This is a genomic window from Streptomyces pseudovenezuelae, from assembly GCF_001513955.1.
GTDB lineage: Bacteria > Actinomycetota > Actinomycetes > Streptomycetales > Streptomycetaceae > Streptomyces > Streptomyces pseudovenezuelae.
In genome coordinates, this window is record NZ_KQ948144.1 from 1,540,074 (window position 1) to 1,562,162 (window position 22,089).

The 22,089-nt window shown below is 70.5% G+C and carries 23 protein-coding genes; 15 read left to right on the plus strand and 8 right to left on the minus strand.

All coding sequences use genetic code 11. The annotated features are described in order from the left end of the window. Window positions 1-6 precede the first annotated feature (6 nt). From AQI94_RS06790 to AQI94_RS06800, 3 genes are all read right to left on the minus strand, one after another. Window positions 7-1,458, minus strand: coding sequence for a peptidoglycan D,D-transpeptidase FtsI family protein (locus AQI94_RS06790; protein WP_031045930.1), 1,452 nt, complete (start codon window positions 1,456-1,458; stop codon window positions 7-9). 104 nt (window positions 1,459-1,562) lie between these two features. Further along, a complete protein-coding gene (locus AQI94_RS06795; RefSeq protein ID WP_031045934.1) occupies window positions 1,563-2,033 on the minus strand; it encodes a GNAT family N-acetyltransferase in 471 nt (156 codons plus the stop codon). A 153-nt stretch (window positions 2,034-2,186) separates the two neighbouring features. After that, window positions 2,187-2,960, minus strand: a complete 774-nt coding sequence (locus AQI94_RS06800; protein ID WP_020121403.1) for an IclR family transcriptional regulator — start codon at window positions 2,958-2,960, stop codon at window positions 2,187-2,189. Window positions 2,961-3,089: 129 nt separating this feature from the next. Here AQI94_RS06800 and AQI94_RS06805 point away from each other — a divergent pair, with 129 nt between their 5' ends. From AQI94_RS06805 to AQI94_RS06830, 6 genes are all read left to right on the plus strand, one after another. Continuing rightward, the gene (locus AQI94_RS06805; RefSeq protein WP_078902747.1) at window positions 3,090-4,619 is read left to right on the plus strand and encodes an aldehyde dehydrogenase (NADP(+)); all 1,530 of its coding nucleotides are present in this window, start codon (window positions 3,090-3,092) and stop codon (window positions 4,617-4,619) included. A 45-nt stretch (window positions 4,620-4,664) separates the two neighbouring features. After that, window positions 4,665-5,273 (plus strand): DUF1349 domain-containing protein, encoded by a 609-nt coding sequence (locus AQI94_RS06810; RefSeq protein ID WP_031045939.1) that lies wholly within the window; start codon window positions 4,665-4,667, stop codon window positions 5,271-5,273. A 201-nt stretch (window positions 5,274-5,474) separates the two neighbouring features. Beyond that, complete coding sequence (locus tag AQI94_RS06815) at window positions 5,475-6,200, plus strand: DsbA family oxidoreductase (protein ID WP_031050901.1); 726 nt, start codon at window positions 5,475-5,477, stop codon at window positions 6,198-6,200. A gap of 99 nt (window positions 6,201-6,299) precedes the next feature. Next, window positions 6,300-7,352 (plus strand): aminotransferase class V-fold PLP-dependent enzyme, encoded by a 1,053-nt coding sequence (locus AQI94_RS06820; protein ID WP_031050902.1) that lies wholly within the window; start codon window positions 6,300-6,302, stop codon window positions 7,350-7,352. A gap of 57 nt (window positions 7,353-7,409) precedes the next feature. Beyond that, window positions 7,410-8,018, plus strand: a complete 609-nt coding sequence (locus tag AQI94_RS06825; protein ID WP_031050904.1) for an RNA polymerase sigma factor — start codon at window positions 7,410-7,412, stop codon at window positions 8,016-8,018. A 34-nt stretch (window positions 8,019-8,052) separates the two neighbouring features. Continuing rightward, entirely contained in the window at window positions 8,053-9,051 is a 999-nt protein-coding gene (locus AQI94_RS06830) for a maleylpyruvate isomerase family mycothiol-dependent enzyme (RefSeq protein ID WP_031050907.1), read from the plus strand. 29 nt (window positions 9,052-9,080) lie between these two features. On the opposite strand, the gene thpD is transcribed toward AQI94_RS06830, so the two are convergent. From thpD to AQI94_RS06855, 5 genes are all read right to left on the minus strand, one after another. After that, on the minus strand, window positions 9,081-9,974 hold the full coding sequence (gene thpD / locus AQI94_RS06835; RefSeq protein WP_031050910.1) for an ectoine hydroxylase: 894 nt from the start codon (window positions 9,972-9,974) through the stop codon (window positions 9,081-9,083). A gap of 7 nt (window positions 9,975-9,981) precedes the next feature. Beyond that, a complete protein-coding gene (locus AQI94_RS06840; protein WP_007381148.1) occupies window positions 9,982-10,386 on the minus strand; it encodes an ectoine synthase in 405 nt (134 codons plus the stop codon). A gap of 53 nt (window positions 10,387-10,439) precedes the next feature. After that, window positions 10,440-11,711, minus strand: a complete 1,272-nt coding sequence (ectB, locus tag AQI94_RS06845) for a diaminobutyrate--2-oxoglutarate transaminase (RefSeq protein ID WP_031050913.1) — start codon at window positions 11,709-11,711, stop codon at window positions 10,440-10,442. Window positions 11,712-11,740: 29 nt separating this feature from the next. After that, a complete protein-coding gene (ectA, locus tag AQI94_RS06850; protein ID WP_031050916.1) occupies window positions 11,741-12,268 on the minus strand; it encodes a diaminobutyrate acetyltransferase in 528 nt (175 codons plus the stop codon). A gap of 350 nt (window positions 12,269-12,618) precedes the next feature. Further along, a complete protein-coding gene (locus tag AQI94_RS06855) occupies window positions 12,619-13,719 on the minus strand; it encodes a pyridoxal-phosphate-dependent aminotransferase family protein (protein ID WP_062229645.1) in 1,101 nt (366 codons plus the stop codon). Between the two features lie 174 nt (window positions 13,720-13,893). Here AQI94_RS06855 and AQI94_RS06860 point away from each other — a divergent pair, with 174 nt between their 5' ends. The 9 genes from AQI94_RS06860 (at window position 13,894) to AQI94_RS06900 (ending at window position 22,086) form a co-directional block, all read left to right on the plus strand. Then, the gene (locus AQI94_RS06860; RefSeq protein WP_031060891.1) at window positions 13,894-14,745 is read left to right on the plus strand and encodes a transporter substrate-binding domain-containing protein; all 852 of its coding nucleotides are present in this window, start codon (window positions 13,894-13,896) and stop codon (window positions 14,743-14,745) included. Further along, window positions 14,742-15,575, plus strand: a complete 834-nt coding sequence (locus AQI94_RS06865) for an amino acid ABC transporter permease (RefSeq protein ID WP_031060888.1) — start codon at window positions 14,742-14,744, stop codon at window positions 15,573-15,575. The genes AQI94_RS06860 and AQI94_RS06865 overlap by 4 nt, the downstream gene beginning before the upstream one ends. Next, window positions 15,572-16,378: an amino acid ABC transporter ATP-binding protein gene (locus AQI94_RS06870; protein WP_031060885.1), complete on the plus strand. Its 807-nt coding sequence runs from the start codon at window positions 15,572-15,574 to the stop codon at window positions 16,376-16,378. Before AQI94_RS06865 ends, AQI94_RS06870 begins: the two co-directional genes overlap by 4 nt. Window positions 16,379-16,482: 104 nt before the next feature. Beyond that, window positions 16,483-17,274 carry a PIG-L deacetylase family protein gene (locus tag AQI94_RS06875; RefSeq protein WP_051833043.1) on the plus strand — a complete coding sequence of 264 codons (792 nt, stop codon included), beginning with the start codon at window positions 16,483-16,485 and terminating at the stop codon, window positions 17,272-17,274. A gap of 25 nt (window positions 17,275-17,299) precedes the next feature. Then, window positions 17,300-18,391, plus strand: coding sequence for an amidohydrolase family protein (locus AQI94_RS06880; RefSeq protein ID WP_031060879.1), 1,092 nt, complete (start codon window positions 17,300-17,302; stop codon window positions 18,389-18,391). A 139-nt stretch (window positions 18,392-18,530) separates the two neighbouring features. Beyond that, on the plus strand, window positions 18,531-19,427 hold the full coding sequence (locus tag AQI94_RS06885) for an SCO1860 family LAETG-anchored protein (protein ID WP_031060876.1): 897 nt from the start codon (window positions 18,531-18,533) through the stop codon (window positions 19,425-19,427). Window positions 19,428-19,541: 114 nt separating this feature from the next. Beyond that, a complete protein-coding gene (locus AQI94_RS06890; RefSeq protein ID WP_031060874.1) occupies window positions 19,542-20,150 on the plus strand; it encodes a hypothetical protein in 609 nt (202 codons plus the stop codon). A gap of 197 nt (window positions 20,151-20,347) precedes the next feature. Next, window positions 20,348-21,202 carry an ABC transporter permease gene (locus AQI94_RS06895; RefSeq protein ID WP_031060870.1) on the plus strand — a complete coding sequence of 285 codons (855 nt, stop codon included), beginning with the start codon at window positions 20,348-20,350 and terminating at the stop codon, window positions 21,200-21,202. After that, window positions 21,199-22,086, plus strand: coding sequence for a carbohydrate ABC transporter permease (locus AQI94_RS06900; protein ID WP_031060869.1), 888 nt, complete (start codon window positions 21,199-21,201; stop codon window positions 22,084-22,086). The genes AQI94_RS06895 and AQI94_RS06900 overlap by 4 nt, the downstream gene beginning before the upstream one ends. Window positions 22,087-22,089: the final 3 nt, after the last annotated feature.

Sequence of the window (22,089 nt, forward strand, 5' to 3'; positions counted from 1 at the left end):
AAGGACTCAGTTCTTCAGGGCCGCCTCCATCATGGCCTTGGCCACGGGGGCGGCCAGTCCGTTGCCGCTCACCTCCGAGCGGGCCGCGTTGGACTGCTCCACGACCACCGCCACGGCGACCTCCTTGCCGTCGGCCTTGCCGTAGGACGTGAACCAGGCGTACGGCGTCTTGCTGTTGTTCTCGCCGTGCTGGGCGGTGCCCGTCTTGCCGCCGACCGTCACGCCGTCGATCCTGGCGTTGGTGCCGGTGCCGTCCGTGATCACCGACTGCATCGCCGACTGGAGTTGCTCCGCCGTGCGAGAGCTGACGATCTGCTTCGTGCTCGCCTCGTCGTCGTAGTTCTTCAGGACGTCGCCGCCGTGGTCGGTGACCGTCGACACCATGTGCGGCGAGACCAGCTTGCCGCCGTTGGCTATGGCCGCGGAGACCATGGCCATCTGGAGCGGGGTGGCCGTGACGTCGTACTGGCCGATACCGGTCAGGGCCGTCGAGGACTTGTCCATGTCGGAGGGGTAGACGCTGGTGTACGCCCGCACCGGCACGTCCTGCTGGTCGTCGTTGAAGCCGAACTTCTCGGCCATCGCCCGGACCTTGTCCTGGCCGAGGTCGACGGCCATCTTCGCGAAGACGGTGTTGCAGGAGTACTCGAGCGCGACCCGGATCGAGGCGTTCTCGCAGGGTGCCGAGGCGCTTTCGTTCCCCAGCGGGGTCACCGTGCCCGGCAGGGTGTACGGGTCCGGGCTGACGGTCTTCTCGTCCACCGAGGAGTACAGGCCGTCCTCCAGCGCGGCCGCGGCCACCACCAGCTTGAACGTCGAGCCGGGCGGCAGCGGCTGGCGCAGCGCACGGTTGGTGAGCGGCTTGTCGGAGTCCGCGGTGAGCTGCTTCCAGGCCGTGCCCGCGGTGTTGGCGTCCGTCAGCGAGGACGGGTCGTAGGAGGGCGTCGACACGACCGCAAGGATCTTGCCGGTCGCCGGGTCGATCGCGACGGCCGCGCCCTTCTTGTCGCCGAGCGCGTCGTACGCGGCCTTCTGCACGGCCGGGTCGATCGTCGTGATCACATCACCGGGCTCGGCCCGTTGATCGGTGACCGTGTCCATGACGGTCTTCAGCCGGCTGTCCGTGCCGTTGAGGAGGTCGGCGTAGATGCCCTCCAGCTGGGTCGGGGCGTAGGCCTGCGAGGCGTAGCCCGTCACCGCCGCGTACAGCTTGCCGTTCGTGTAGGTCCGCTTGTACGCGAGGTCGCTGTCCGTCGTCCTCGCGGAACCCGTCACGGCCTTTCCGGCCACGATGATGTTCCCGAGCGGCGAGGAGTACGTCTCGATCGCGTTCCGCCGGTTGTCGTTGTCGTCCGCGAGTGCCTGGCCCTCGTAGAACTGCACCCAGGTCGCTCGGATCAGCAGAGCGAACACCAGGAGCAGCGCGAAGACCGATGCCCGCCTGATCGTCTTGTTCATCCCACTAGCAGGACGATCAGGCGGGACCGGGTCGTTCCCGTCCGCCCGCATTTCTCATCGGACGTTCATCCACGGCCGCTCGCACGGCTTCCGCCACGGAGGCCTCACGCGTCCAGCGTCAGCACCAGCTCGTCGATCTCCGCCCCGCGCGCGTTGGCGTACCCGGACGCCTGGGCGCTCACCCGGAAACCGCACTTCTCCAGGACGCGCAGGGAGCCGGTGTTGTCGGCGGCCGCGCGGGCGTACAGGGGACGCTCGGGCACCTGGGCGACCAGCTCGCGCAGGGCCGCGGTGGCCACGCCGCGCCCCCAGTAGGCGCGGTCGATCCAGTAGGTCACCTCGCGCTCACCCGGCTCGCCGTACACCGACGCACTGCCCACCACGTCCCCGTCCAGCAGGACCGTGCGGTGCACGGCGTCGGAGGCGCGGATCCGTTCCCAGTGGGCGTCGAAGGCGTCCCGGTCGGCCGGGTCCTTCGGGGTGAAGGCCGCCATGTGCACGGCCTCGGGGTCGTTCATCTGCCGGAAGAAGACCGGCAGATCGCTGTCATGGACTTCGCGGAGAACGATCTGCATACCTCAGAGCGTAGGGCTTGCCGGCGGTGGGGCGGTTGTCTGTCCTCGGCTTGGTGGGGGCGGGCGTTCTGCGCAGTTCCCCGCGCCCCTGAGAAGCCGTGTGCGGCCTCGACAGGGTGCGTCGGAGCGGTCCGAAGGGCGCGGGGGCCGCGCTCAGAGCCTGCGGGTGGCCAGTGTCAGCCGGTCCCGTGCGTCGAACAGCGCGTCCTTGACCAGCTGTTCGTGGGCCGGGGTCAGCCGCGCCACCGGCACCGAGCAGCTGATCGCGTCCCGGGCGGGTGTGCGGTACGGGATCGCGACGCCGAAGCAGCGCAGCCCCAGCGTGTTCTCCTCGCGGTCCACGGAGAAGCCCTGCTCGCGGATCTGGTGCAGTTCCTCGATGAGCTTCTCGCGGTCGGTGATGGTGTGCTCGGTGAGCGCCGGCAGGGTCTCCGGCAGCATCTTGCGGACCTGTTCGTCGGAGTAGGTGCTCAGCAGCGCCTTGCCGAGGGAGGTGGAGTGCGCCGGGAGGCGGCGGCCGACCCGGGTGAAGGGCCGCAGGTAGTGCTGGGACTGCCGGGTGGCCAGGTAGACGACGTTGGTGCCGTCGAGGCGCGCGAGGTGGATGGTCTCGGTGGTGTCGTCGGAGAGCCGGTCCAGGGTCGGCCGGGCCGCCGCGACCACCTCGTCGCCGTCGATGTACGAGGTGCCGACGAGCAGCGCCCGCACCCCGATGCCGTACCGCGTGCCCGTCGCGTCGGTCTCCACCCAGCCCAGCTCGACGAGCGTGCGCAGCAGCATGTAGAGGCTTGACTTGGGATAGCCCACGGCCTCCTGCACCGCTGCCAGGGAATGCATGCCGGGGCGCCCGGCGAAGTATTCGAGCAGTTCAACCGTCCGTACCGCGGACTTGACCTGTGACCCGCCGCCCGTCTCGCCTGCCGACATCGCCCTTGACCCCTTTGTTGGACGAGAACCAGAGTTATAGTCTCCAACAGCATATTCACCATCAGAGACAGCGTTCAGCATATCGAACGTTCCTGGTGGATGACCCAGATACACGTGGAGGGACCCGCGGTGGCAGCAGCACCAGTCTGGAGTGTCGACCCCCGAACCGGGAAGCAGCGCGAACAGGTTGCGGTGGAGGCCACAGCCCAGGAGGTGGACGCCGCCGTCCGTGCCGCGTACGACGCGCGCGCGTCCCTCGCCGACCGCACGGTCCGCGCGGCCTTCCTGCGCTCCGCGGCCACCAAGCTCGAAGAGTCCAAGGACCACCTCGTCGAGGCCGCGGACGCCGAGACCGCGCTCGGCCCGGTCCGGCTCACCGGCGAGCTCGCCCGCACCTGCTACCAGCTGCGGGCCTTCGCGGACATCGTCGACGAGGGCGAGTTCCTCGGCGTGGTGATCAACCACCCCGACGACACCGCGACCCCGCCGATCCCGGACCTGCGCCGCTACAAGGTGCCGCTGGGTGTCGTCGCCGTCTACTCGGCCTCCAACTTCCCCTTCGCCTTCTCGGTAGCCGGCGGCGACACCGCGAGCGCGCTCGCGGCCGGCAACCCGGTCGTGGTCAAGGCCCACCCGGACCACCCGGGCCTGTCCGAGCTGGTCGCGTCGGTGCTGCGCCGGGCCGCCGACGAGCACGGCATCCCCGCGGGCGTGCTCGGTCTCGTGCACGGCTTCGAGGCCGGCATCGAGCTGATCAAGCACCCGCTGGTCGCCGCCGCGGGCTTCACCGGTTCCGTGAAGGGCGGCCGCGCCCTGTTCGACGCGGCGGCCGCGCGCCCGGTGCCGATCCCCTTCCACGGTGAGCTGGGCTCCCTGAACCCCGTCGTGATCACGGAGGAGGCCGCGGCCGAGCGCGCGGAGGCCATCGGCGCCGGGCTCGCGGGCTCCATGACCCTCGGCGTCGGCCAGTTCTGCGTGAAGCCGGGCCTGGTCCTCGTGCCGTCCGGCGCGGCCGGTGACGGCCTGGTGAAGTCCCTGACCGACGCCGTCAGCGACACCGACGCCGGCGTCCTCCTGGACCACCGCATGCGGGACAACTTCGTCGCCGGTGTCGCCGAGCGCGCGGAGCTCCCCGAGGTCGAGTCGCCGGTGACGCCCGGCGCGGGCGGCGAGCACACGGTCAGCGCGGGCTTCCTCACGGTGTCGGCGCAGAAGCTGGCCACCGAGGGGGCGTACGACCTGCTCCTTGAGGAGTGCTTCGGTCCGGTGACCGTGGTGGTCCGCTACGACGACGACGCGCAGGCGCGCACGGTGCTGTCCCGGCTGCCCGGCAACCTCACGGCGACGGTCCACCTGTCCGAGGGGGAGGCGGCCGGCCAGGGGCGCGGCGCGGAGATCCTCGCGGAGCTGACGCCGCTCGCCGGCCGTGTCCTGGTCAACGGCTGGCCGACCGGGGTCGCGGTGGCCCCCGCCCAGCACCACGGCGGCCCGTACCCGGCGACGACGTCCACGTCGACGTCGGTGGGCGGCACGGCGATCGAGCGCTGGCTGCGCCCGGTGGCCTACCAGAACGCGCCGGAGGCCCTGCTGCCGCCGGAGCTGCGGGACGACAACCCGCTGGGTCTGCCGCGCCGCTTCAACAACGTTCTCGAACGCTAGGCACCCGGGGGTCACCCGCGGAGAGGGAACTGGAAAACTCTGAGGATGGACGTCGAACTTCCCCAACTCCCTTTCTCTCTCCGCACCTACGGCCCTGACGGGCACTGGGCGTACGAGGACGGCATTCTCTCCGGCTGGGCCGGCCCCCGGCAGGACCGGTTCGTGCCGCCCACCGGGGAGTCCCTGGACCCCGCCGCCGACGCGCCGCGTCTGCTCGGTGCCCCCGAGGGCGACTTCCAGCTGATAGCCCGCGTCACCGTGGGCTTCAACGGATCGTTCGACGCGGGCGTCCTCTACGTCCACGTCGGCGAGCGGGCGTGGGCCAAGCTCTGCCTGGAGAACTCCCCGGCCGTGCCCACCGTCTGCACGGTCGTCACCCGGGGGCACTCCGACGACTGCAACTCCTTCACTGTGGACGGCACCTCGGTGTGGCTGCGGGTCAGCCGCACCGGCCGGGCCTTCGCCTTCCACGCCTCCCGCGACGGCAAGCGCTGGACCTTCGTCCGCCTGTTCACCCTGGGCGACGAGAAGGAGACCGGCGCGGCCCTGGTCGGCTTCATGTCGCAGTCGCCGATGGGGGAGGGCTGCGTGGTCACGTACGACCACATCGAGTACCGGCCCGAGTGGCCGGCGGACCTGCGGGACGGCAGCTGAGGCCTCCGGCGGCGGGGGCAGAAGCACATGGGGGTGCCGGGCCGGTGGTGCGGCGGGTGCGGGCCCGTCGTGGCCGGTCGCGCAGTTCCCCGCGCCCCTGAGGACGCTGCGCGCCCCGGGAATGGCCCGCGCTGTTTGAATGTTCAGCAAACGAGGCGGAGGGAGTCTCCGCACCCGTTCGAGCTGGAGAGAGCCGTAGACATGCGCGTCGAGATCTGGAGCGACATCGCCTGCCCCTGGTGCTACGTGGGCAAGGCCCGCTTCGAGAAGGCGCTGGAGGCCTTCCCGCACCGCGACGGCGTCGAGGTCGTCCACCGGTCGTTCGAGCTGGACCCCGGGCGGGACAAGAGCGACGTCCAGCCCGTTCTCGCCATGCTCAGCAAGAAGTACGGCATGAGCCAGGCCCAGGCCCAGGCCGGCGAGGAGAACCTCGGGGCCCAGGCCGCCGCCGAGGGCCTCGACTACCGGACCCGTGACCGCGACCACGGCAACACCTTCGATCTGCACCGCCTCCTCCACCTCGCCAAGGAGCACGGCAGGCAGGACGAGCTCGTCCAGATCTTCTACCGGGCCAACTTCGCCGAGGAGCGGTCCCTGTTCTCCGAGGGCGACGAGCGCCTCGTCGAGCTCGCCGTGGAGGCCGGCCTGGACGCCGGTGAGGTCCGCAAGGTCCTCGCCGACCCCACCGCCTACGCCGACGAGGTCCGCGCCGACGAGCGCGAGGCCGCCGAGCTCGGCGCCAACGGCGTCCCCTTCTTCGTCCTCGACCGCAAGTACGGCGTCTCCGGCGCCCAGCCCGCCGAGGTCTTCGCCCAGGCCCTCACCCAGGCCTGGGGCAACCGCTCCCCGCTGCAGCTGATCGACCAGGGCGACGCCTCCGCCGAGGCCTGCGGTCCCGACGGGTGCGCCGTACCGCAGCAGGGCTGACAGAACACGCAGGTCGGCGCGGACGTATAAGCGTTCCTTGGCGAAACCACGTAGAAAATCGCAATGGACCGAGAGGTCTTCCGGCCCCACAGTGGAGTCATGGAGACCTTCGAGAGCCTCGTCCGCGCCGAGTTCGCCCCGAAGAACACCTTCCTCAACACCGCGAGCAGCGGCCTGCTCCCCGCCCGCACCGTGACCGCCCTCCAGCAGGCCGCGCTGATCCGCGCCGAGGGCAGGCCGCTGGACCCGCTGTTCCAGGACGTGGAGGCCTCCCGCGCCGCGTTCGCCAGGCTCGCCGGTGTCCCGGTGACCCGGATCGCGGCGGGACCGTCCGTGTCCACCTTCTCGGGTCTGGTCGCCGCCTCGCTGCCGCCGGGCGCCGAAGTCCTCACCGCCGAGGACGACTTCACCTCCGTCGTGAACCCCTTCCACACTCGCGGCGACCTCAAGGTGCGCATCGTGCCGCTGGAGCGGCTCGCCGACTCCGTCCGCCCCGGCACCGCCCTCGTCGCCGTCAGCGCCGCCCAGTCCGCCGACGGCCGGATCGCCGACCTGCCCGCCCTGCGGGACGCGGCCAGGGCGCACGGGGCCCGCATCTACGTCGACTTCTCGCAGGCCGCGGGCTGGCTCCCGGTGGACGCGCGGTCCTACGACTACACGGTCTCCACCACCTTCAAGTGGCTGCTCGGCCCGCACGGCGCGGCCTTCCTCGCCGTGCCGGAGGACTTCGGCGACCTCAGGCCGGTGCTCGCCGGCTGGGTCGCGGGCGAGATCCCCTGGGACAGCTGCTACGGACCCGTCGCCGAACTGGCCCACTCCGCCCGACGGTTCGACGTCAGCCCGGCCCTGTTCACCTACACGGGCACCCGCCACTCCCTCGAACTCCTGGAGGAGCTCGGCGTGGACGCCGTGCGTGCCCACGACCTCGCCCTCGCCGACCGCTTCCGCACCGGACTCGCCGCGCTCGGCCACGCACCCCTGCCCGCCCCCGGCTCGCCGATCGTGTCCGTGCCCGGACTCGGCGGACGGCAGCCCGAGTTGAGCGCCGCGGGCATCGAGGTGTCCAACCGCGCCGGCAACCTGCGTGCCTCCTTCCACCTCTACAACACGGCCGCGGATGTCGACCGGATTCTGGACGCCCTGTCTCACTGAACCGCTGGCGCCGCGCCGCCCGGGACGCTAGGAAGGGCACCAAGGGGTGGTGGTGCCGTGGAGTCCACGGACGGGACGACGTCCGTGCAGCAACCCGCAGACGCGGAGCTGCACCGGCGGCTGGTGTACGGCGACGAGTCCGCGCTGGCCGAGGCGTACGGGGCGTACGGCGGGCTGGTGCGGGCGGTCGCGATGCGGGTGACCCGCAGCCGGGCCGCCGCCGAGGACGTGGCGCAGGAGGTCTTCGCGCAGCTGTGGAGCAGGCCGTACGCCTTCGAGCCGCGCCGGGGCAGCCTGCGCACCTGGCTGTCGGTACTGGCGCACCGGCGAGCCGTGGACTGGGTGCGCGGTGAGGCCCGGCACCGCAAGGACGTCCGCGCCGACGACCTGGCCCTGCACGGCATCCCGGACGCCTCTCCCGGCCCCGCCGAGGCGGTCGTCGACCGGGAGCGCTCCCTCCAGCTGCACACCGCCCTCGCCGAACTCCCGCAGCCGCAACGGGAGGTGGTGCACCTCGCCTACTTCGCGGGCCGCACCTACCGGCAGGCCGCCGTCGAGCTCGGCATCCCCGAGGGCACCGCGAAGACCCGGCTGCGCACCGCGCTGCGCACCCTCGCGGAGACTTTGGCCGACCCACCCGACCGGGCGTGGGAAGGGGGCGCATGATGGCGGCAGGGGAACACGGGGAAGGGGGCGAGCGGTGACCGAGCACGACGACGTACGCGACCTGCTGGCCGCCTGGGCCTTCGGCGCCCTGGAACCGGCCGAGGAGCGCGCGGTCCCGCTCCACCTGGCCCGGTGCCAGGACTGCGCCGCCGAGGCGGAACAGCTGCGCGAGACGGTACGGATGCTGGAAGGGCCGCCGCTCGACGAGCCGCCGTCCCCCTTCGACACCCCGTTCGCCGGCGCCCTCCGGGCCCGTCCAGCGCCGCCCCGCGTGGCCCGGCACGCCGCCCCCTACGCGGCCGCGGTCGCGGGGCTCAGGGCGCTGCTGCCCGAGCTGCCGGGGCGCTGGTCCACCCCGGTCGTCCACGACTGGGACGTGCACGCCACCGTCGCCCATCTGCTCGCCGCCGACGAACACCTGGCGCTGCGGCTCGGGATCGAAGCCCGGGTGCCGGGCGCGCGGATCGACGAGGACGCGGACTGGACGGACACCTGGGAGCGGCGCAGCGCTGAGGTGATCGCCCACGAGTACGGCCGCAGGCCCGAGGAGACCGTCGCCGACTGGTCCGCTCAGGCGGCCGAGCTGCTCGGCACCCCGCACGCCCGCGACCCCGAACTCGCCGCCGGGACCACGCTGTTGATGGGTCTCCGGCTGCCGGTCGCCGAGCACTTCCTGGCGCGGGCCTTCGAGGCGTGGATCCACACCGACGACATCGGTCGCGCCCTGGGCCTGACCGTGCCGCCACCGCCCGAGGAGCACCTGGGGCAGCTGATCGGGCTGGCCGTCCGTGTGCTCGACACCGTCCTCGGGACGGAGACGCCGCCGGTGCTGTTCGCGGTCAGGGGCGGCGAGGAGTGGGTCCTGGGTTCGCGGAGCGACCCCGTGGCCGCCGAACTCACCCTGGACCCGGTGGACTTCTGTCTGCTGGTCGGCGGCCGGTACGCGCCGGACGCCGTGCCCCGGGACACGACGGGCGACGCGGCCGCCGTACGGAACGTACTGGAGCGGGCCGCGTCGCTGTCGTGGCTGTGAGGGTCACCCGGAGGGGTCACCCTGGCGGGTCACTTCACCGGCGTGAAGTCCCTCGCGCCGATGAACTCCGGCCGCCGGATGGGCGCCGCGAACGGCTCCACGGCCTGGTTCTCCACGCTGTTGAACACGATGAACACGTTGCTGCGCGGGAACGGCGTGATGTTGTCGCCGGAGCCGTGCATGCAGTTGCAGTCGAACCAGGTCGCCGAACCGGCCTTGCCGGTGAACAGCTTGATGCCGTACTCCGAGGCCATCGCCGTCAGCGCCTCGTCCGACGGCGTGCCCGCGTCCTGCATCTGCAGCGACTGCTTGTAGTTGTCCTTCGGGGTGGCTCCCGCGCACCCGAGGAAGGTGCGGTGCGAGCCCGGCATGATCATGAGCCCGCCGTTGGTGTCGTAGTTCTCGGTCAGCGCGATCGAGACGGACACCGTGCGCATGTTGGGCAGGCCGTCCTCGGCGTGCCAGGTCTCGAAGTCGGAGTGCCAGTAGAAGCCACTGGCACCGAAACCGGGCTTGACGTTGATCCGCGACTGGTGGACGTAGACGTCCGAGCCGAGGATCTGCCGGGCCCGGCCGACGACCCGCTCGTCGCGCACCAGAGTCGCGAACACCTCGCTGATCTTGTGCACCTCGAAGACCGAACGGATCTCCTTGGACTTCGGCTCGATGATCGAGCGCTCGTCCGCGCGGATGTCCGGGTCGTTGACGAGCCGCTCCAGCTCACGCTGGTACACGGGGACTTCGTCGGGCCGGATGATCTGGTCGACGGCGAGGAAGCCGTCGCGCTCGAACGCCTCCAGCTCGCCCGTGGCGATCGGCCCCGGCGCGCCGGGCGCCGACCAGACGACCGGGTCCTTGCGGGGGATCGACACCTCGGTGGCGCCGCGGCTGGGGTAGAGATCGGTGACGGTGGTGGTGGTCATGGTGCGGTCACACCTCCTCGGGTTCGGTGAGCAGCGGGTAGACGCCGTTCTCGTCGTGGTCCTCCCGGCCGGTCACGGGCGGGTTGAACACACAGATGCAGCGGAAGTCCTCCTTGACCCGCAGAGTGTGCCGCTCGTGACCGTCCAGGAGGTACATGGTCCCCGGCGTGATGGAGTGCGTCTGCCCGCTCTCGTGGTCGGTCAGCTCGGCCTCGCCCTCGACGCAGACGACGGCCTCGATGTGGTTCGCGTACCACATCGACGTCTCCGTACCCGCGTACAGGATCGTCTCGTGCAGCGAGAAGCCGACCCGCTCCTTGGCGAGCACGATGCGTTTGCTCTCCCAGGTGCCGGACGCGGCCTTCACATGACGGTCGGTGCCTTCGATGTCCTTGAACGAGCGGACGATCACGGTGCTGCGATGCCTCCTATGTAGACAGTTCAGTCGGTGGTTCAGGCTGTGGTTCAGGCGGTTTCGCGGACGGCACGGGCGAGGATGCTCAGCCCCTCGTCCAGTTCCTCGGGGGTGATGGTGAGCGCCGGAAGCAGCTTCACGACCTCGCTCTCGGGGCCCGACGTCTCGATGAGCAGCCCGAGTTCGAAGGCCCGGTGCGCCACCCGGCCCGCGCGCTCCTTGTCGTGGAACTCCAGGCCCCACACCAGCCCGCGCCCGCGGTACTCCTTCACGTCGGCCAGGTTCTCCTCGGTGATGGAGATGAGCCCCTGCTCGACCTGCTCGCCGCGCTGCCGGGTCTGCTTCTCCATCGCGGAACCGTCCGCCCAGTACTGCTCCAGGGTGGCGGTGGCCGTGACGAAGGCCGGGTTGTTGCCGCGGAAGGTGCCGTTGTGCTCGCCCGGCTCCCAGATGTCCAGCTCCGGCTTGAACAGGCACAGGGACATGGGAAGGCCGTAGCCGCTGATGGACTTGGAGACGGTGACGATGTCGGGCGTGATGCCCGCCTCCTCGAACGAGAAGAAGGCCCCCGTCCGGCCGCAGCCCATCTGGATGTCGTCGACGATGAGCAGCATGTCCTGGCGCTCGCACAGCGCGGCGAGCGCCTGCAGCCACTCCCGGCGGGCGACGTTGATGCCGCCCTCGCCCTGCACGGTCTCCACGATCACGGCGGCCGGCTTGTTGAGGCCGGAGCCCTGGTCCTCAAGGAGCCGCTCGAACCACAGGAAGTCCTCGACGGTGCCGTCGAAGTAGTTGTCGAACGGCATCGGCGTGCCGTGCACCAGAGGGACACCGGCGCCGGCCCGCTTGAAGGCGTTGCCGGTCACGGCGAGGGAGCCCAGCGACATCCCGTGGAAGGCGTTGGTGAAGGACACGATGGCCTCGCGGCCCTTGACCTTCCGGGCCAGCTTGAGCGCCGACTCCACGGCGTTGGTGCCCGTCGGGCCCGGGAACATGACCTTGTACGGCAGGTCGCGCGGGCGCAGCACCAGGTCCTGGAAGGTCTGCAGGAAGGCGCGCTTGGCGGTGGTCGACATGTCGAGCCCGTGCGTGACGCCGTCACGCTCCAGGTAGTCGATCAACGCCCGTTTCAGCACGGGGTTGTTGTGGCCGTAGTTCAGCGAACCGGCGCCGGCGAAGAAGTCCAGGTAGGCGTGGCCGTCCTCGTCGTACATGCGGCTGCCCTGCGCGCGGTCGAAGATGGTGGGCCAGCCGCGGCAGTAGCTGCGTACCTCGGACTCGACGGTCTCGAAGACGCTGAGGTCGGGCTGGGTGATGGTCACGACGAATCGCTCCTCGGGTGCGTGGGGGGTCAGGCGGAGGGAGTGGCGGAACCGGGGGAGAGGGGTCCGATCCGGTAGAGCACTTCGGGGTCGTGCGGCCCGTCGGGAAACAGGCTCGTGTCGAACAGCACCTCGCGCTCCAGGCGGGCGCCACGGCGTTCGGCGAACGCGGTGAACAGCCGCTCGGAGGCGGTGTTGCCCGGCGTGATGGTGGTCTCGACGGTGGTCAGTCCGCGCTCGGCGGCGAGCCGCGCGGTCAGTCCGTCGAGCAGGGCGGCGGCGAGCCCGCGGCCGCGGTACGCCGAGTCCACGGCCACCTGCCAGACGAGGAGGGTGCCGGGTCGGTCCGGGCGGACGTACCCGGTGACGAAGCCGATCGGCTCCCCGCTCTCGTTCCGTGCCACCGCCGATGTGGCGGCGAAGTCGCGACACCACAGCAGATAGCTGTACGACGAGTTCAGGTCGAGGACCTCGGAGTCGCGGGCGATCCGCCACAGTGCGGCTCCGTCCGCGACCGTCGGTCGGTCGATTTGCAGGTCTGCTTGTGCTGCAGTCATGCGAATTGAATTTACCGAGGGAAATTCAAAATTGCATCGTCGGACGGGGTTACGCGCGGGCGTTCCATGTGTTATCACGCGGGCGCGCACCAGCGCGCAAGAAGTGACGGGTATGGGTGGTTATGACCCACAAATAAGGGGCAAATTGATCAAGGTGTGTAACGCGTCACAGGCGTGTAACCCCCACGAGATCTCCTCGAATTCGACCGCCCAGCGTTCGCAGAATCTTTGCGTTTAGGTCGAGGGAAAGCGGGCAGAAGAATACGGGAAGCTAAGCTCTTATAAACTCTGGAATTACCTCACGAATTATGTCCCGGTGGAACTCGGGCCGGCTCTCCGACAAGGGGCGCTCAGCGCCACGCCTCTTCCGCGGAACGCAGCGCGCCCTCCACGTCCACCGGCAGGCCCCGCTCGCCCAGTGCCGCCCCCAGCGCCGCAAGACAGGCCCGCACGGCCCCCCGTGTCGCGTCCACCCCGTAGTGGTTGACCCGGATCATCTCCTTGGCCAGCGCACCCCCACCCGCGGCCAGCGGCAGTGCGGGATCGGAGGACAGGGCCCGGGACACCAGTTCCGACGCGACCACTCCCGCCGGTGCCCGAAGCGTCGTGGCGACAGGAGCCGCCTCGCGGTCCTCGTGCACATACGGCTCCAGGCCCCCGCCCAGCGCCCGCGCCCCCGCCCGGGTCGCCGCCGCGGCGGCCCGGTGCCGGCCCATCACCGCCTCCGGTCCGTCCGCCTCGATCCGCTCGACGCACGCCTCCAGCGCCAGCATCTCCAGCTGCGCCGGAGCGTGCAGCAGCGCCTTGCGGCCGCCGTCGATCCAGCGCTCCTTCCAGTCCAGGAGGGAGAGGTACGACCGGCGCGGGGCCTGTGGGTTCGCCGCCATGCGGGCCCACGCCCGCTCGCTCACCGACACCGCCGACACGCCCGCGGGCCCGCCCATCGCCTTCTGTGCCCCGATCACGCACAGGTCCACACCCCACGCGTCCGGCAGCACGGGCTCGGCGCCGACGGAGGCCACCGCGTCCAGGTAGAAGAGGGCGCCCTGCCGCCGTACGACGTCCCCGATCTCCGCGACCGGGTTGGTGTTCCCCGTGGCCGCCTCCGCGTGCACCAGCGACACGAAGTCGATCGCCGGGTGCTCCTCGAACGCCGCGGAGATCTGCGCGGCCGTCACCGCCGTGCGGAAGGGCACCGCGAGGTCGATCACCGTCGCGCCGCAGTCCCGCAGCCAGTCCCCGAAGGTCTGCCCGTACGGACCGGTGATGACGTTCAGCGCGGTCGTACCCGGACCGGCCGTGGAGCGGATCGCCCCCTCCAGCGGCAGCAGCGCCTCACCCTGCATGATCACGACGTCCTGCTCGGTGCGCAGCAGCCGCGCCACACGGTCCTCGATCGAGGCGAACTGTGCCGCGCCGAGCGGGGCCAGGTCCAGGAAGGGGTGCGTCACGACGGTGCTCTCTTCGTTCACTGGGGTAGACGTGACGAGCGTAACCGTTCCCCATCGACCCCCGACGACCGGCGACTTCTTAGGCTGAACGGCCTCGCAACCATCGGTTTGGTTTGAGAGACTCAAACCTTTCCTTATAATCGGAACCCACAGTTCCCCCACAGGAGGCCTCCCGTGAACACCCTCTCCGGGCGCCGGACCCGCGTCCTGGCCGCCACCACCGCGACGGCCGGGCTCCTGCTCGTCGCTGCCTGCACCTCCAGCGACGACGGCGGCAGCGGTTCGAAGACCGCCGCGGGCGGGGTCGAACTGGTCAAGGGCGGACAGCTCACCACCTGCACCCACCTGCCGTACCCGCCCTTCCAGTCGGAGATCGACGGCAAGGTCCAGGGCTTCGACGTCTCGCTGATCGACCTGGTCGCCAAGGATTTGGGCGTGAAGCAGGAGATCCTCGACACCCCCTTCGAGAACTTCAAGACCGGCGCCTTCCTCAACTCCGGCGAGTGCGACCTGGCCGCGGCCGGCATGACCATCACCGACGAGCGCAAGAAGAACGTCGACTTCTCCGACCCCTACTTCGACGCCACCCAGGCCCTCCTGGTCGCCAAGGGCAGCGGGATCTCCTCGCTCGCCGACGCCAAGGCGAAGAAGGTGAAGCTCGGCGCCCAGGCGCAGACCACCGGCGAGGACTACGTCAAGGCGCAGGGCTTCGACCCGGTCTCCTTCGAGTCCTCCGACGCCGTCCTCAACGGCCTGCGCTCCGGCCAGGTCAAGGCCGTCGTCATCGACTACCCGGTCGTCCAGGGCTGGCTGAAGAACAAGGCCAACGCCGACGCCTTCCAGGTCGCCGACAACATCAACACCGGTGAGCAGTACGGCTTCACGGTGAAGAAGGGCAACACCAAGCTGCGGGCCGCCATCAACAAGGCGCTCTCGGACGCCAAGGCCGACGGCACCTACAAGAAGCTCTACGAGAAGTGGATCGGCCCCTACGACGCGTCGGCCGCGTCGCCCTCCGCCTCATGACCGCGACGGACACGCAACTCCAGCCTCGCAAAAAGGGCCTGACCCGGCGTCAGAAGCGCAGCCTGTCCCGCGGCGTCCAGTACGTCGTCTTCGTCGCCGTCGTGGTCGCCTTCGCGCTCTCGGCGGACTGGGGACGGCTGAAGAACCAGTTCGCGCAGGCCGACATCGCCGACCAGATGTTCCCCGACGTCATCACGCTGGCGTTGAAGAACACCGTGCTCTACACGCTGTCCGGCTTCGTCGTCGGGCTCGTCCTCGGCATGGTCATCGCGCTGATGCGGCTGTCGTCGGTGGGCCCGTACCGCTGGTTCGCCGGTGTCTACATCGAGATCTTCCGCGGCCTGCCCGCCCTGCTGATCTTCATCTTCATCGGCGTGGCCGTACCGCTCGCGTTCCCCGGCACGGAGATCATCGGCGGCACGTACGGCAAGGTCGCCCTCGCTCTCGGTCTGGTGGCGGCGGCCTACATGGCGGAGACGATCCGCGCGGGCATCCAGGCGGTGCCCAAGGGGCAGATGGAGGCGGCCCGTTCACTGGGCTTCTCCCCGGCCCGGGCGATGGTCTCGATCGTCATCCCGCAGGCGTTCCGGATCATCCTCCCGCCGCTGACCAACGAACTCGTCCTGCTCTTCAAGGACTCCTCCCTGGTGCTGTTCCTCGGTGTCACCCTGGAGGAGCGCGAACTGTCCAAGTACGGCCGGGACCTGGCCAGTACGACCGCCAACTCCACACCGATCCTCGTCGCCGGCCTGTGCTACCTGCTGGTGACGATCCCGCTCGGGTTCGTGGTCCGCCGTATGGAGGCCAAGGCCCAGGAGGCCGTGAAATGACCGTTGAGGCGAGCCGGCCGGAGATCGAAGTACGCGGTCTGCACAAGTCGTTCGGCACCAACGAGGTCCTCAAGGGGATCGACCTGGAGATCGGCCAGGGCGAGGTCGTCTGTGTGATCGGCCCCTCGGGGTCGGGCAAGTCCACGCTGCTGCGGTGCGTGAACCTCCTGGAGGAGCCGACGAAGGGCCAGGTCTTCGTCGGCGGCACCGAACTCACCGACCCCGACGTCGACATCGACGCCGTACGCCGCCGTATCGGCATGGTCTTCCAGCAGTTCAACCTCTTCCCGCACCTCACGGTGACCGAGAACCTCACACTGCCGCAGCGCAGGGTCCTCAGGCGGGGCAAGGCGGAGGCCGCGAAGGTGGCCGCCGAGAACCTGGAGCGGGTGGGCCTCGCGGAGAAGGCGGACGCCTACCCCGCCTCCCTGTCCGGCGGACAGCAGCAGCGGGTCGCGATCGCCCGGTCCCTGTCCATGGGCCCGGAGGTGATGCTCTTCGACGAGCCGACCTCGGCCCTCGACCCGGAGCTGGTGGGCGACGTGCTCGCGGTCATGCGGATGCTGGCCCAGGAGGGCATGACGATGATGGTCGTCACCCACGAGATGACCTTCGCCCGCGAGGTCGCCGACCGGGTCGTCTTCATGGACGCCGGAGTGATCGTCGAGGACGGCACCCCGGCCCAGGTCATCGGTGACCCCAGCCATGAGCGCACCCGGCACTTCCTCTCCCGGCTCCTCGACCCGGCGATGGCCGACGTGCAGGAGGACGGCGGGGGAGAGGGCATCGGAAAGGACAGCTGAAAGGATCCCTCGACAGGTTCCCCGCCAGGATCCCCGACAGGATCCCCGACAGGGGACGTACGTTCCCCTGTCGCACAGAGCCTGACAAGCGCCATCATTCGGGCATGACGACTCTCGGAGACACGGGCGGCTTCGGAGCGGGCGGCACACTGCCCCCGCTGCCGGAGGACTGGGAGCGCTGCCTGGCCGTGGCCGCGCACCCGGACGACATCGAGTACGGGACGGCGTCCGCGGTCTCCCGCTGGACCACCCAGGGCAAGCGGATCACGTATCTGCTGGTCACCCGTGGCGAGGCGGGCATCGACGGGCTGCACCCGGATCAGGCGGCCCCGCTGCGCGAGGCCGAGGAGCGGGCGGGCGCGCGGGAAGTCGGCGTGGACACGGTGGAGTTCCTCGACCACCGCGACGGGATGATCGAGGAGGGCCCGGCCCTGCGCCGGGACATCGTGCGGGCGATCCGGCGGCACCGTCCCGAGGTCGTGGTGACGGGGGCGTACACCGTGCGGATGGTCGCCGGGGTGGTCAACCAGGCCGACCACCGCGTGGTGGGCCTCGCCGCGCTCGACGCGGCACGCGACGCCGGCAACCGCTGGATCTTTCCCGAACTCGCCGACGAGGGTCTCGAACCCTGGGGCGGAGTCCGCTTCGTGGCCGTCGCCGGGACGGACCGCCCCACCCACGGCGTGGACGTCACCGGCGAACCCCTGGAGCGGGGCATCGCCTCCCTGGCCGCGCACGCCGAGTACACCAAGGGCCTCGGCGCCGGGGCCTTCGAGCCGCGCCCCTTCCTGACCTGGGCGGCCCGACAGGGCGGTCCCGCCCTCGGCGTCGAGGCGGCGGTCCTCTTCGACGTCCACCAGCTCGCCTTCGAGGGGCCACCGCCCTGGGAACAGTGACGCCCGGCTGACTAGGGTGCGATCCATGAACGATCACGCGGTGCTGCACGTGAAGGGCCGGATCCTGGCCGGCCCCGAGGACGTCCGGGACGAGCTGTGGGTGGTCGACGGACGGATCTCCTACGACCGTCCCGTCGCCGCCCGTGACGTCCGCACGGTGTCGGGCTGGGCGCTGCCCGGTCTGGTGGACGCGCACTGTCATGTGGGCCTGGGCGCGCACGGCCCGGTCGACCAGGGCGTGGCCGAGAAGCAGGCGCTGGCCGACCGCGAGGCCGGCACCCTGCTGATCCGCGACGCCGGATCGCCCTCCGACACCCGCTGGGTGGACGACCGCGAGGACCTGCCGAAGATCATCAGGGCCGGCCGGCACATCGCCCGCACCCGCCGCTACCTCAGGAACTACGCCTGGGAGATCGAGCCCGAGGACCTCGTCGCGTACGTCGCGCAGGAGGCCCGCCGGGGTGACGGCTGGGTGAAGCTGGTCGGCGACTGGATCGACCGCGAGGTGGGCGACCTGGCACCCAGCTGGCCGCGGGAGGCGGCCGAGGCGGCCATCGCGGAGGCCCACCGCCTCGGCGCCCGCGTCACCGCGCACTGCTTCGCCGAGAACTCCCTGAAGGACCTGGTCGAGGCGGGCATCGACTGCGTCGAACACGCGACGGGCCTCACGGACGACCTGATCCCCCTCTTCGCCGAGCGGGGCGTCGCGATCGTCCCGACCCTGGTCAACATCGCGACCTTCCCCAAGCTGGCGGACGGCGGCGAGTCCCGGTTCCCCCGCTGGTCCGCCCATATGCGGCGGCTCCACGAGCGCCGCTACGACACCGTCCGCGGCGCCTACGACGCCGGCATCCCGGTGTACGTCGGCACGGACGCGGGCGGCACCCTCCCGCACGGGCTGGTGGCGGCGGAGGTCGCGGAACTGGTGACGGCCGGAATCCCCCCGGTCGAGGCCCTGTCGGCGACGGCATGGGGCGCCCGCGCGTGGCTGGGACGCCCGGGTCTGGAGGAGGGGGCACCCGCGGACCTGGTGGTGTACGAGCAGGATCCGCGTGCGGACGTACGGGTTCTGGCGGCTCCGCTCCAGGTCGTGCTGAACGGCCGGGTGGTGGAGTAGGCGCCGGGGACGTGCGGGCTCGAAAGCGTGCGCGGATGCGCCACGATCGTGTGAACTCCCGGCGGATCGCTGTCGAACGACCGGTGGTGCGACATCCTTTCGAGGTCCCGAGCCAGTCCTTCCTGGGGGTCCCACCACCGTGAACAGCACCCACTTCCGCATGCCCGCACGCCGTCTCGCCACCGTGGCGACGGCCACCGTCCTGGCCGCCGGTCCCGCGGCGCTGGCCGGTGCGGGCGCCGCGCACGCGACCGGCGACCAGGGGCACGCGAGCGCCGTCGTCCTGCGCACGGGGCTGGACGTCAACCTGCTCGACAAGACCGTGCACGTCCCCCTCGCGGTCGCCCTCAACGAGGTCGAGGCACCCCGGAGCGCCCGGCAGACCGCGCTGACGGCGACGTTGGACGGTGTGGACGGGGGACGGCCGTTCAGTGTGCTCGCCGCCGAGGCGGCCGACGCCACGGCGACGGTCACCGACGGGAAGGCCGAGGCGTCCACCCGTCTCACCCACGCCAAGGTCCATGTCCCCGGTCTTCCGTTGCTGTCCCTGATCGAGATCGAGGGCGTCACCTCCGAGGCGGTCTGCGAGGCCGGCCGGACCCCGACCGCCTCCTCGAACCTCCTGGGCGCGGTCACGGTGCTCGGCAAGAAGGTCACGGTGACCGCCGGCGGCCCGACCGACGTCAAGGTGCCCGGTGTCGGCGAGGTCCGCCTCGACCTGTCGAGGAACGCGACCAGCTCGCGCACGGCCGCCGCCACCGCGCTCGAACTCACCGTCTCCGTCAACCCGTTGAAGCTGGGCGTCGCCGACGTCGAGGGCACCCTGACCCTCGCGAAGGCGACCTGCGAGGCACCGGCCGCCCCCGCCGCCTCGCAGTCGCCCGCGGACGAGGTCGAACCCCAGGGCGGCCCCGTCGAGGAGGCGGGCCTGGCCGAGACCGGCGGCAGCTCCGTCACGCCGTACCTCCTCGGCGGGGCGCTCGCGCTGCTCGTGGCCGGTGCGGGAGCCGTGGTGGTGGCCCGACGCCGGGGCTGACCGCCCACCTCGCCCGCACCGGGGCCCGGCACTCACCCGGATGGCGCAGCGGCCGCATCTCTGCCACCGTGGAAAACGAGGGGGCGGCTGTGCCCGGGGGGTGAGGAGGTCCCCATGCGCGTAGCACCGCTCACCGGTGTCGTGGCCGTGGCGCTCACGGTTGCCGCATTCCTTCTGCTCGGCGACACTCCGGGCGTCGGCGCCTCCGGGCGCGAGGTGAGGTCGTTCTACGACGACCATCGCGCGCAGACCGGAGTGAGCCTGTATCTCCTGGTCATCGCCGCGGTGCTGTTCGTCCTCTTCGCCGCGTACCTGGCCCGCGCGGTCCGGGACCTCCCGCCCGGCGGCGAGTGGCTGCACCGCGTGGTCCTCGCCGGCGGCGTCCTGATCGCCGCGGGCTTCCTGGTGGGCGCGGCCCTCACCCTGGCCCTGCTGGACCTCTCGGACAAGTCCTCCGCGACCCCTGCGGCGCTCCAGACGCTCAACGCGGTCAACGAGGACTTCTTCATCCCGTTCGTCGCCGGCATGGGCCTGATGCTCCTGGCCGCCGGCCTGGCCACGGTCCGCTCCGGCGACTCGCCGCTGCCCCGCTGGCTGAGCTGGGCCGCGCTCGTCCTCGGGGTCCTGGTCTTCGTCCCCTGGGTCGGCTTCTTCGCCTTCGCACTCGCGGGCGTATGGGTGATCATCGCGAGCGTCCTTCTGGGGCGCCGCGCACGGGCCTAGTCTCTGAGAGCGTTTTCACTCACGTTGATCCTTCACCTCATCGCTCCGACCTGCCTCAACTCCCCAGATTTGTCAGAACTGTTGACCCCTGAATGAAAGCGCTTTAACTTCCTCTTCGATCTGACCCACCAGGAAGAGGGAGAGTCTTGGCAGTCGCCCGACGAAAACGCTTCCAGAGCAGGACCCTTCTCCTGCTGATGCTGCCCGGCCTCGCCTACTTCCTGCTCTTCCACTACGGCGCGCTGGTCGGCAACGTCATCGCGTTCAAGGAGTACGTCCCGTTCGACGGCATATGGGGCAGCCCCTGGACCGGACTCGGCAACTTCCGGCGGATGTTCGAGGACACCGCGTTCTGGGACGCGGTGCTCAACACCGTCTGGATCGCCGTTCTCCAGCTCGTGTTCTACTTCCCGGTCCCGCTCGGCCTCGCCCTGCTGCTGCACAGCCTCACCTGGAGCAGCGTCCGCCGGTTCGTCCAGTCGGTCGCCTATCTCCCGCACTTCATCTCGTGGGTGATCGTCGTCGCCCTCTTCCAGCAGCTGCTCGGCGACACCGGACTGCTCAACTCGGGCCTGGACGGCATGGGGTTGCACACCGTCGACATCATCGGCAACCCCGACGCCTTCAAGCCGCTCGTCGTCGCCCAGGTCGTCTGGAAGGACGCGGGCTGGGGCACGATCATCTTCCTCGCCGCCCTCGCCCAGGTCGACGAGCAGCAGTACGAGGCCGCCGCGATCGACGGGGCGGGCCCCTGGCGGCGCTTCTGGCACGTCACCCTGCCCGCCGTCCGCCCGGTGATCGTGCTGCTGCTGATCATGCGGCTCGGCGACATCCTCTCCGTCGGCTTCGAGCAGATGCTGCTCCAGCGCGACGCCGTCGGCCCCGAGGCCTCCGAGATCATCGACACCTTCGTCTACTACCAGGGCATCGTCGGCGGCGACTACGGATTCGCCGCCGCAGCGGGCCTGTTCAAGGGCGTCGTCGGCGCCCTCCTCGTCTACGCGGCCAACAAGGTCGCCCACCGCCTCGGCGAACAGGGGGTCTACAAGTGAGTGCCCAGACCCGTCCGGGATGGCTGGAGAAACCGAAGCCGGTGACCCAGGCCGCGAAGGCGATGGCGCTCGCCGTCGTCGTCCTGCTGGTCTGCGTGCCGTTCCTCGTCATCGTGTCGACCTCGCTCGCCTCCACCGAGGAGGTCGTCGACAACGGGGGCTGGGTGCTGTGGCCGACCCGTCCCTCGTTGCAGGCCTACCGGGACATCCTCGACGGCGGGATCGTCACCCACGCCCTCGGCGTCAGCGTCGGCGTCACGGTCGTGGGAACCGCGCTCAGCCTCCTGTGCACGGTCACCCTCGCCTACGCCCTCGCCCGACCCGGCGTCCTCGGCGGCCGGCCGGTCCTCCTCCTGGTCCTGTTCACCTTCCTCTTCCCGCCCGGCATGATCCCGAGCTTCCTGCTGGTCAAGGAGCTGGGCCTGCTGGACAGTTACGCCTCACTGGTGCTGCCCGTCCTGGTGAACGTCTTCAACCTGGTCGTCCTGCGCGGCTTCTTCCAGGGCATCCCCGACGAGCTGTACGAGGCCGCGCGCCTCGACGGGGCGGGGGACTGGAGGGTGCTCGTCTCCGTCGTACTGCCGCTGTCCAAAGCCGCGTTGGCCGTCGTGGGGCTCTTCTACGCGGTGGCCTACTGGAACTCCTGGTTCTACGCCTCGCTCTACCTGGAGAGCGACCACTGGCCCCTCCAACAGGTGCTGCGCACCTACGTGGTGGCCGGTTCCGGGCTCACCGACGCCACCACCGGCGAGGGCACCGTCACCGCCCCGCAGACCGTGCAGATGGCGGTCCTCGTGATCGCCACCGTGCCGATCCTGCTGATCTACCCCTTCCTCCAGAAGTACTTCACCAAGGGCGTGCTCACCGGCGCCATCAAGAGCTGACCC

What these genes read in the sequence shown, in the direction of transcription:
- AQI94_RS06890 (WP_031060874.1), top strand. Translation starts at nt 19,542, where the DNA reads ATGCGCGTAGCACCGCTCACCGGTGTCGTGGCCGTGGCGCTCACGGTT.
- AQI94_RS06790 (WP_031045930.1), bottom strand. Translation starts at nt 1,458, where the DNA reads ATGAACAAGACGATCAGGCGGGCATCGGTCTTCGCGCTGCTCCTGGTG.
- AQI94_RS06800 (WP_020121403.1), bottom strand. Translation starts at nt 2,960, where the DNA reads ATGTCGGCAGGCGAGACGGGCGGCGGGTCACAGGTCAAGTCCGCGGTA.
- AQI94_RS06870 (WP_031060885.1), top strand. Translation starts at nt 15,572, where the DNA reads ATGACCGTTGAGGCGAGCCGGCCGGAGATCGAAGTACGCGGTCTGCAC.
- AQI94_RS06810 (WP_031045939.1), top strand. Translation starts at nt 4,665, where the DNA reads ATGGACGTCGAACTTCCCCAACTCCCTTTCTCTCTCCGCACCTACGGC.
- thpD (WP_031050910.1), bottom strand. Translation starts at nt 9,974, where the DNA reads ATGACCACCACCACCGTCACCGATCTCTACCCCAGCCGCGGCGCCACC.
- AQI94_RS06865 (WP_031060888.1), top strand. Translation starts at nt 14,742, where the DNA reads ATGACCGCGACGGACACGCAACTCCAGCCTCGCAAAAAGGGCCTGACC.
- ectA (WP_031050916.1), bottom strand. Translation starts at nt 12,268, where the DNA reads ATGACTGCAGCACAAGCAGACCTGCAAATCGACCGACCGACGGTCGCG.
- AQI94_RS06880 (WP_031060879.1), top strand. Translation starts at nt 17,300, where the DNA reads ATGAACGATCACGCGGTGCTGCACGTGAAGGGCCGGATCCTGGCCGGC.
- AQI94_RS06815 (WP_031050901.1), top strand. Translation starts at nt 5,475, where the DNA reads ATGCGCGTCGAGATCTGGAGCGACATCGCCTGCCCCTGGTGCTACGTG.
- AQI94_RS06795 (WP_031045934.1), bottom strand. Translation starts at nt 2,033, where the DNA reads ATGCAGATCGTTCTCCGCGAAGTCCATGACAGCGATCTGCCGGTCTTC.
- AQI94_RS06820 (WP_031050902.1), top strand. Translation starts at nt 6,300, where the DNA reads ATGGAGACCTTCGAGAGCCTCGTCCGCGCCGAGTTCGCCCCGAAGAAC.
- AQI94_RS06875 (WP_051833043.1), top strand. Translation starts at nt 16,483, where the DNA reads ATGACGACTCTCGGAGACACGGGCGGCTTCGGAGCGGGCGGCACACTG.
- AQI94_RS06895 (WP_031060870.1), top strand. Translation starts at nt 20,348, where the DNA reads ATGCTGCCCGGCCTCGCCTACTTCCTGCTCTTCCACTACGGCGCGCTG.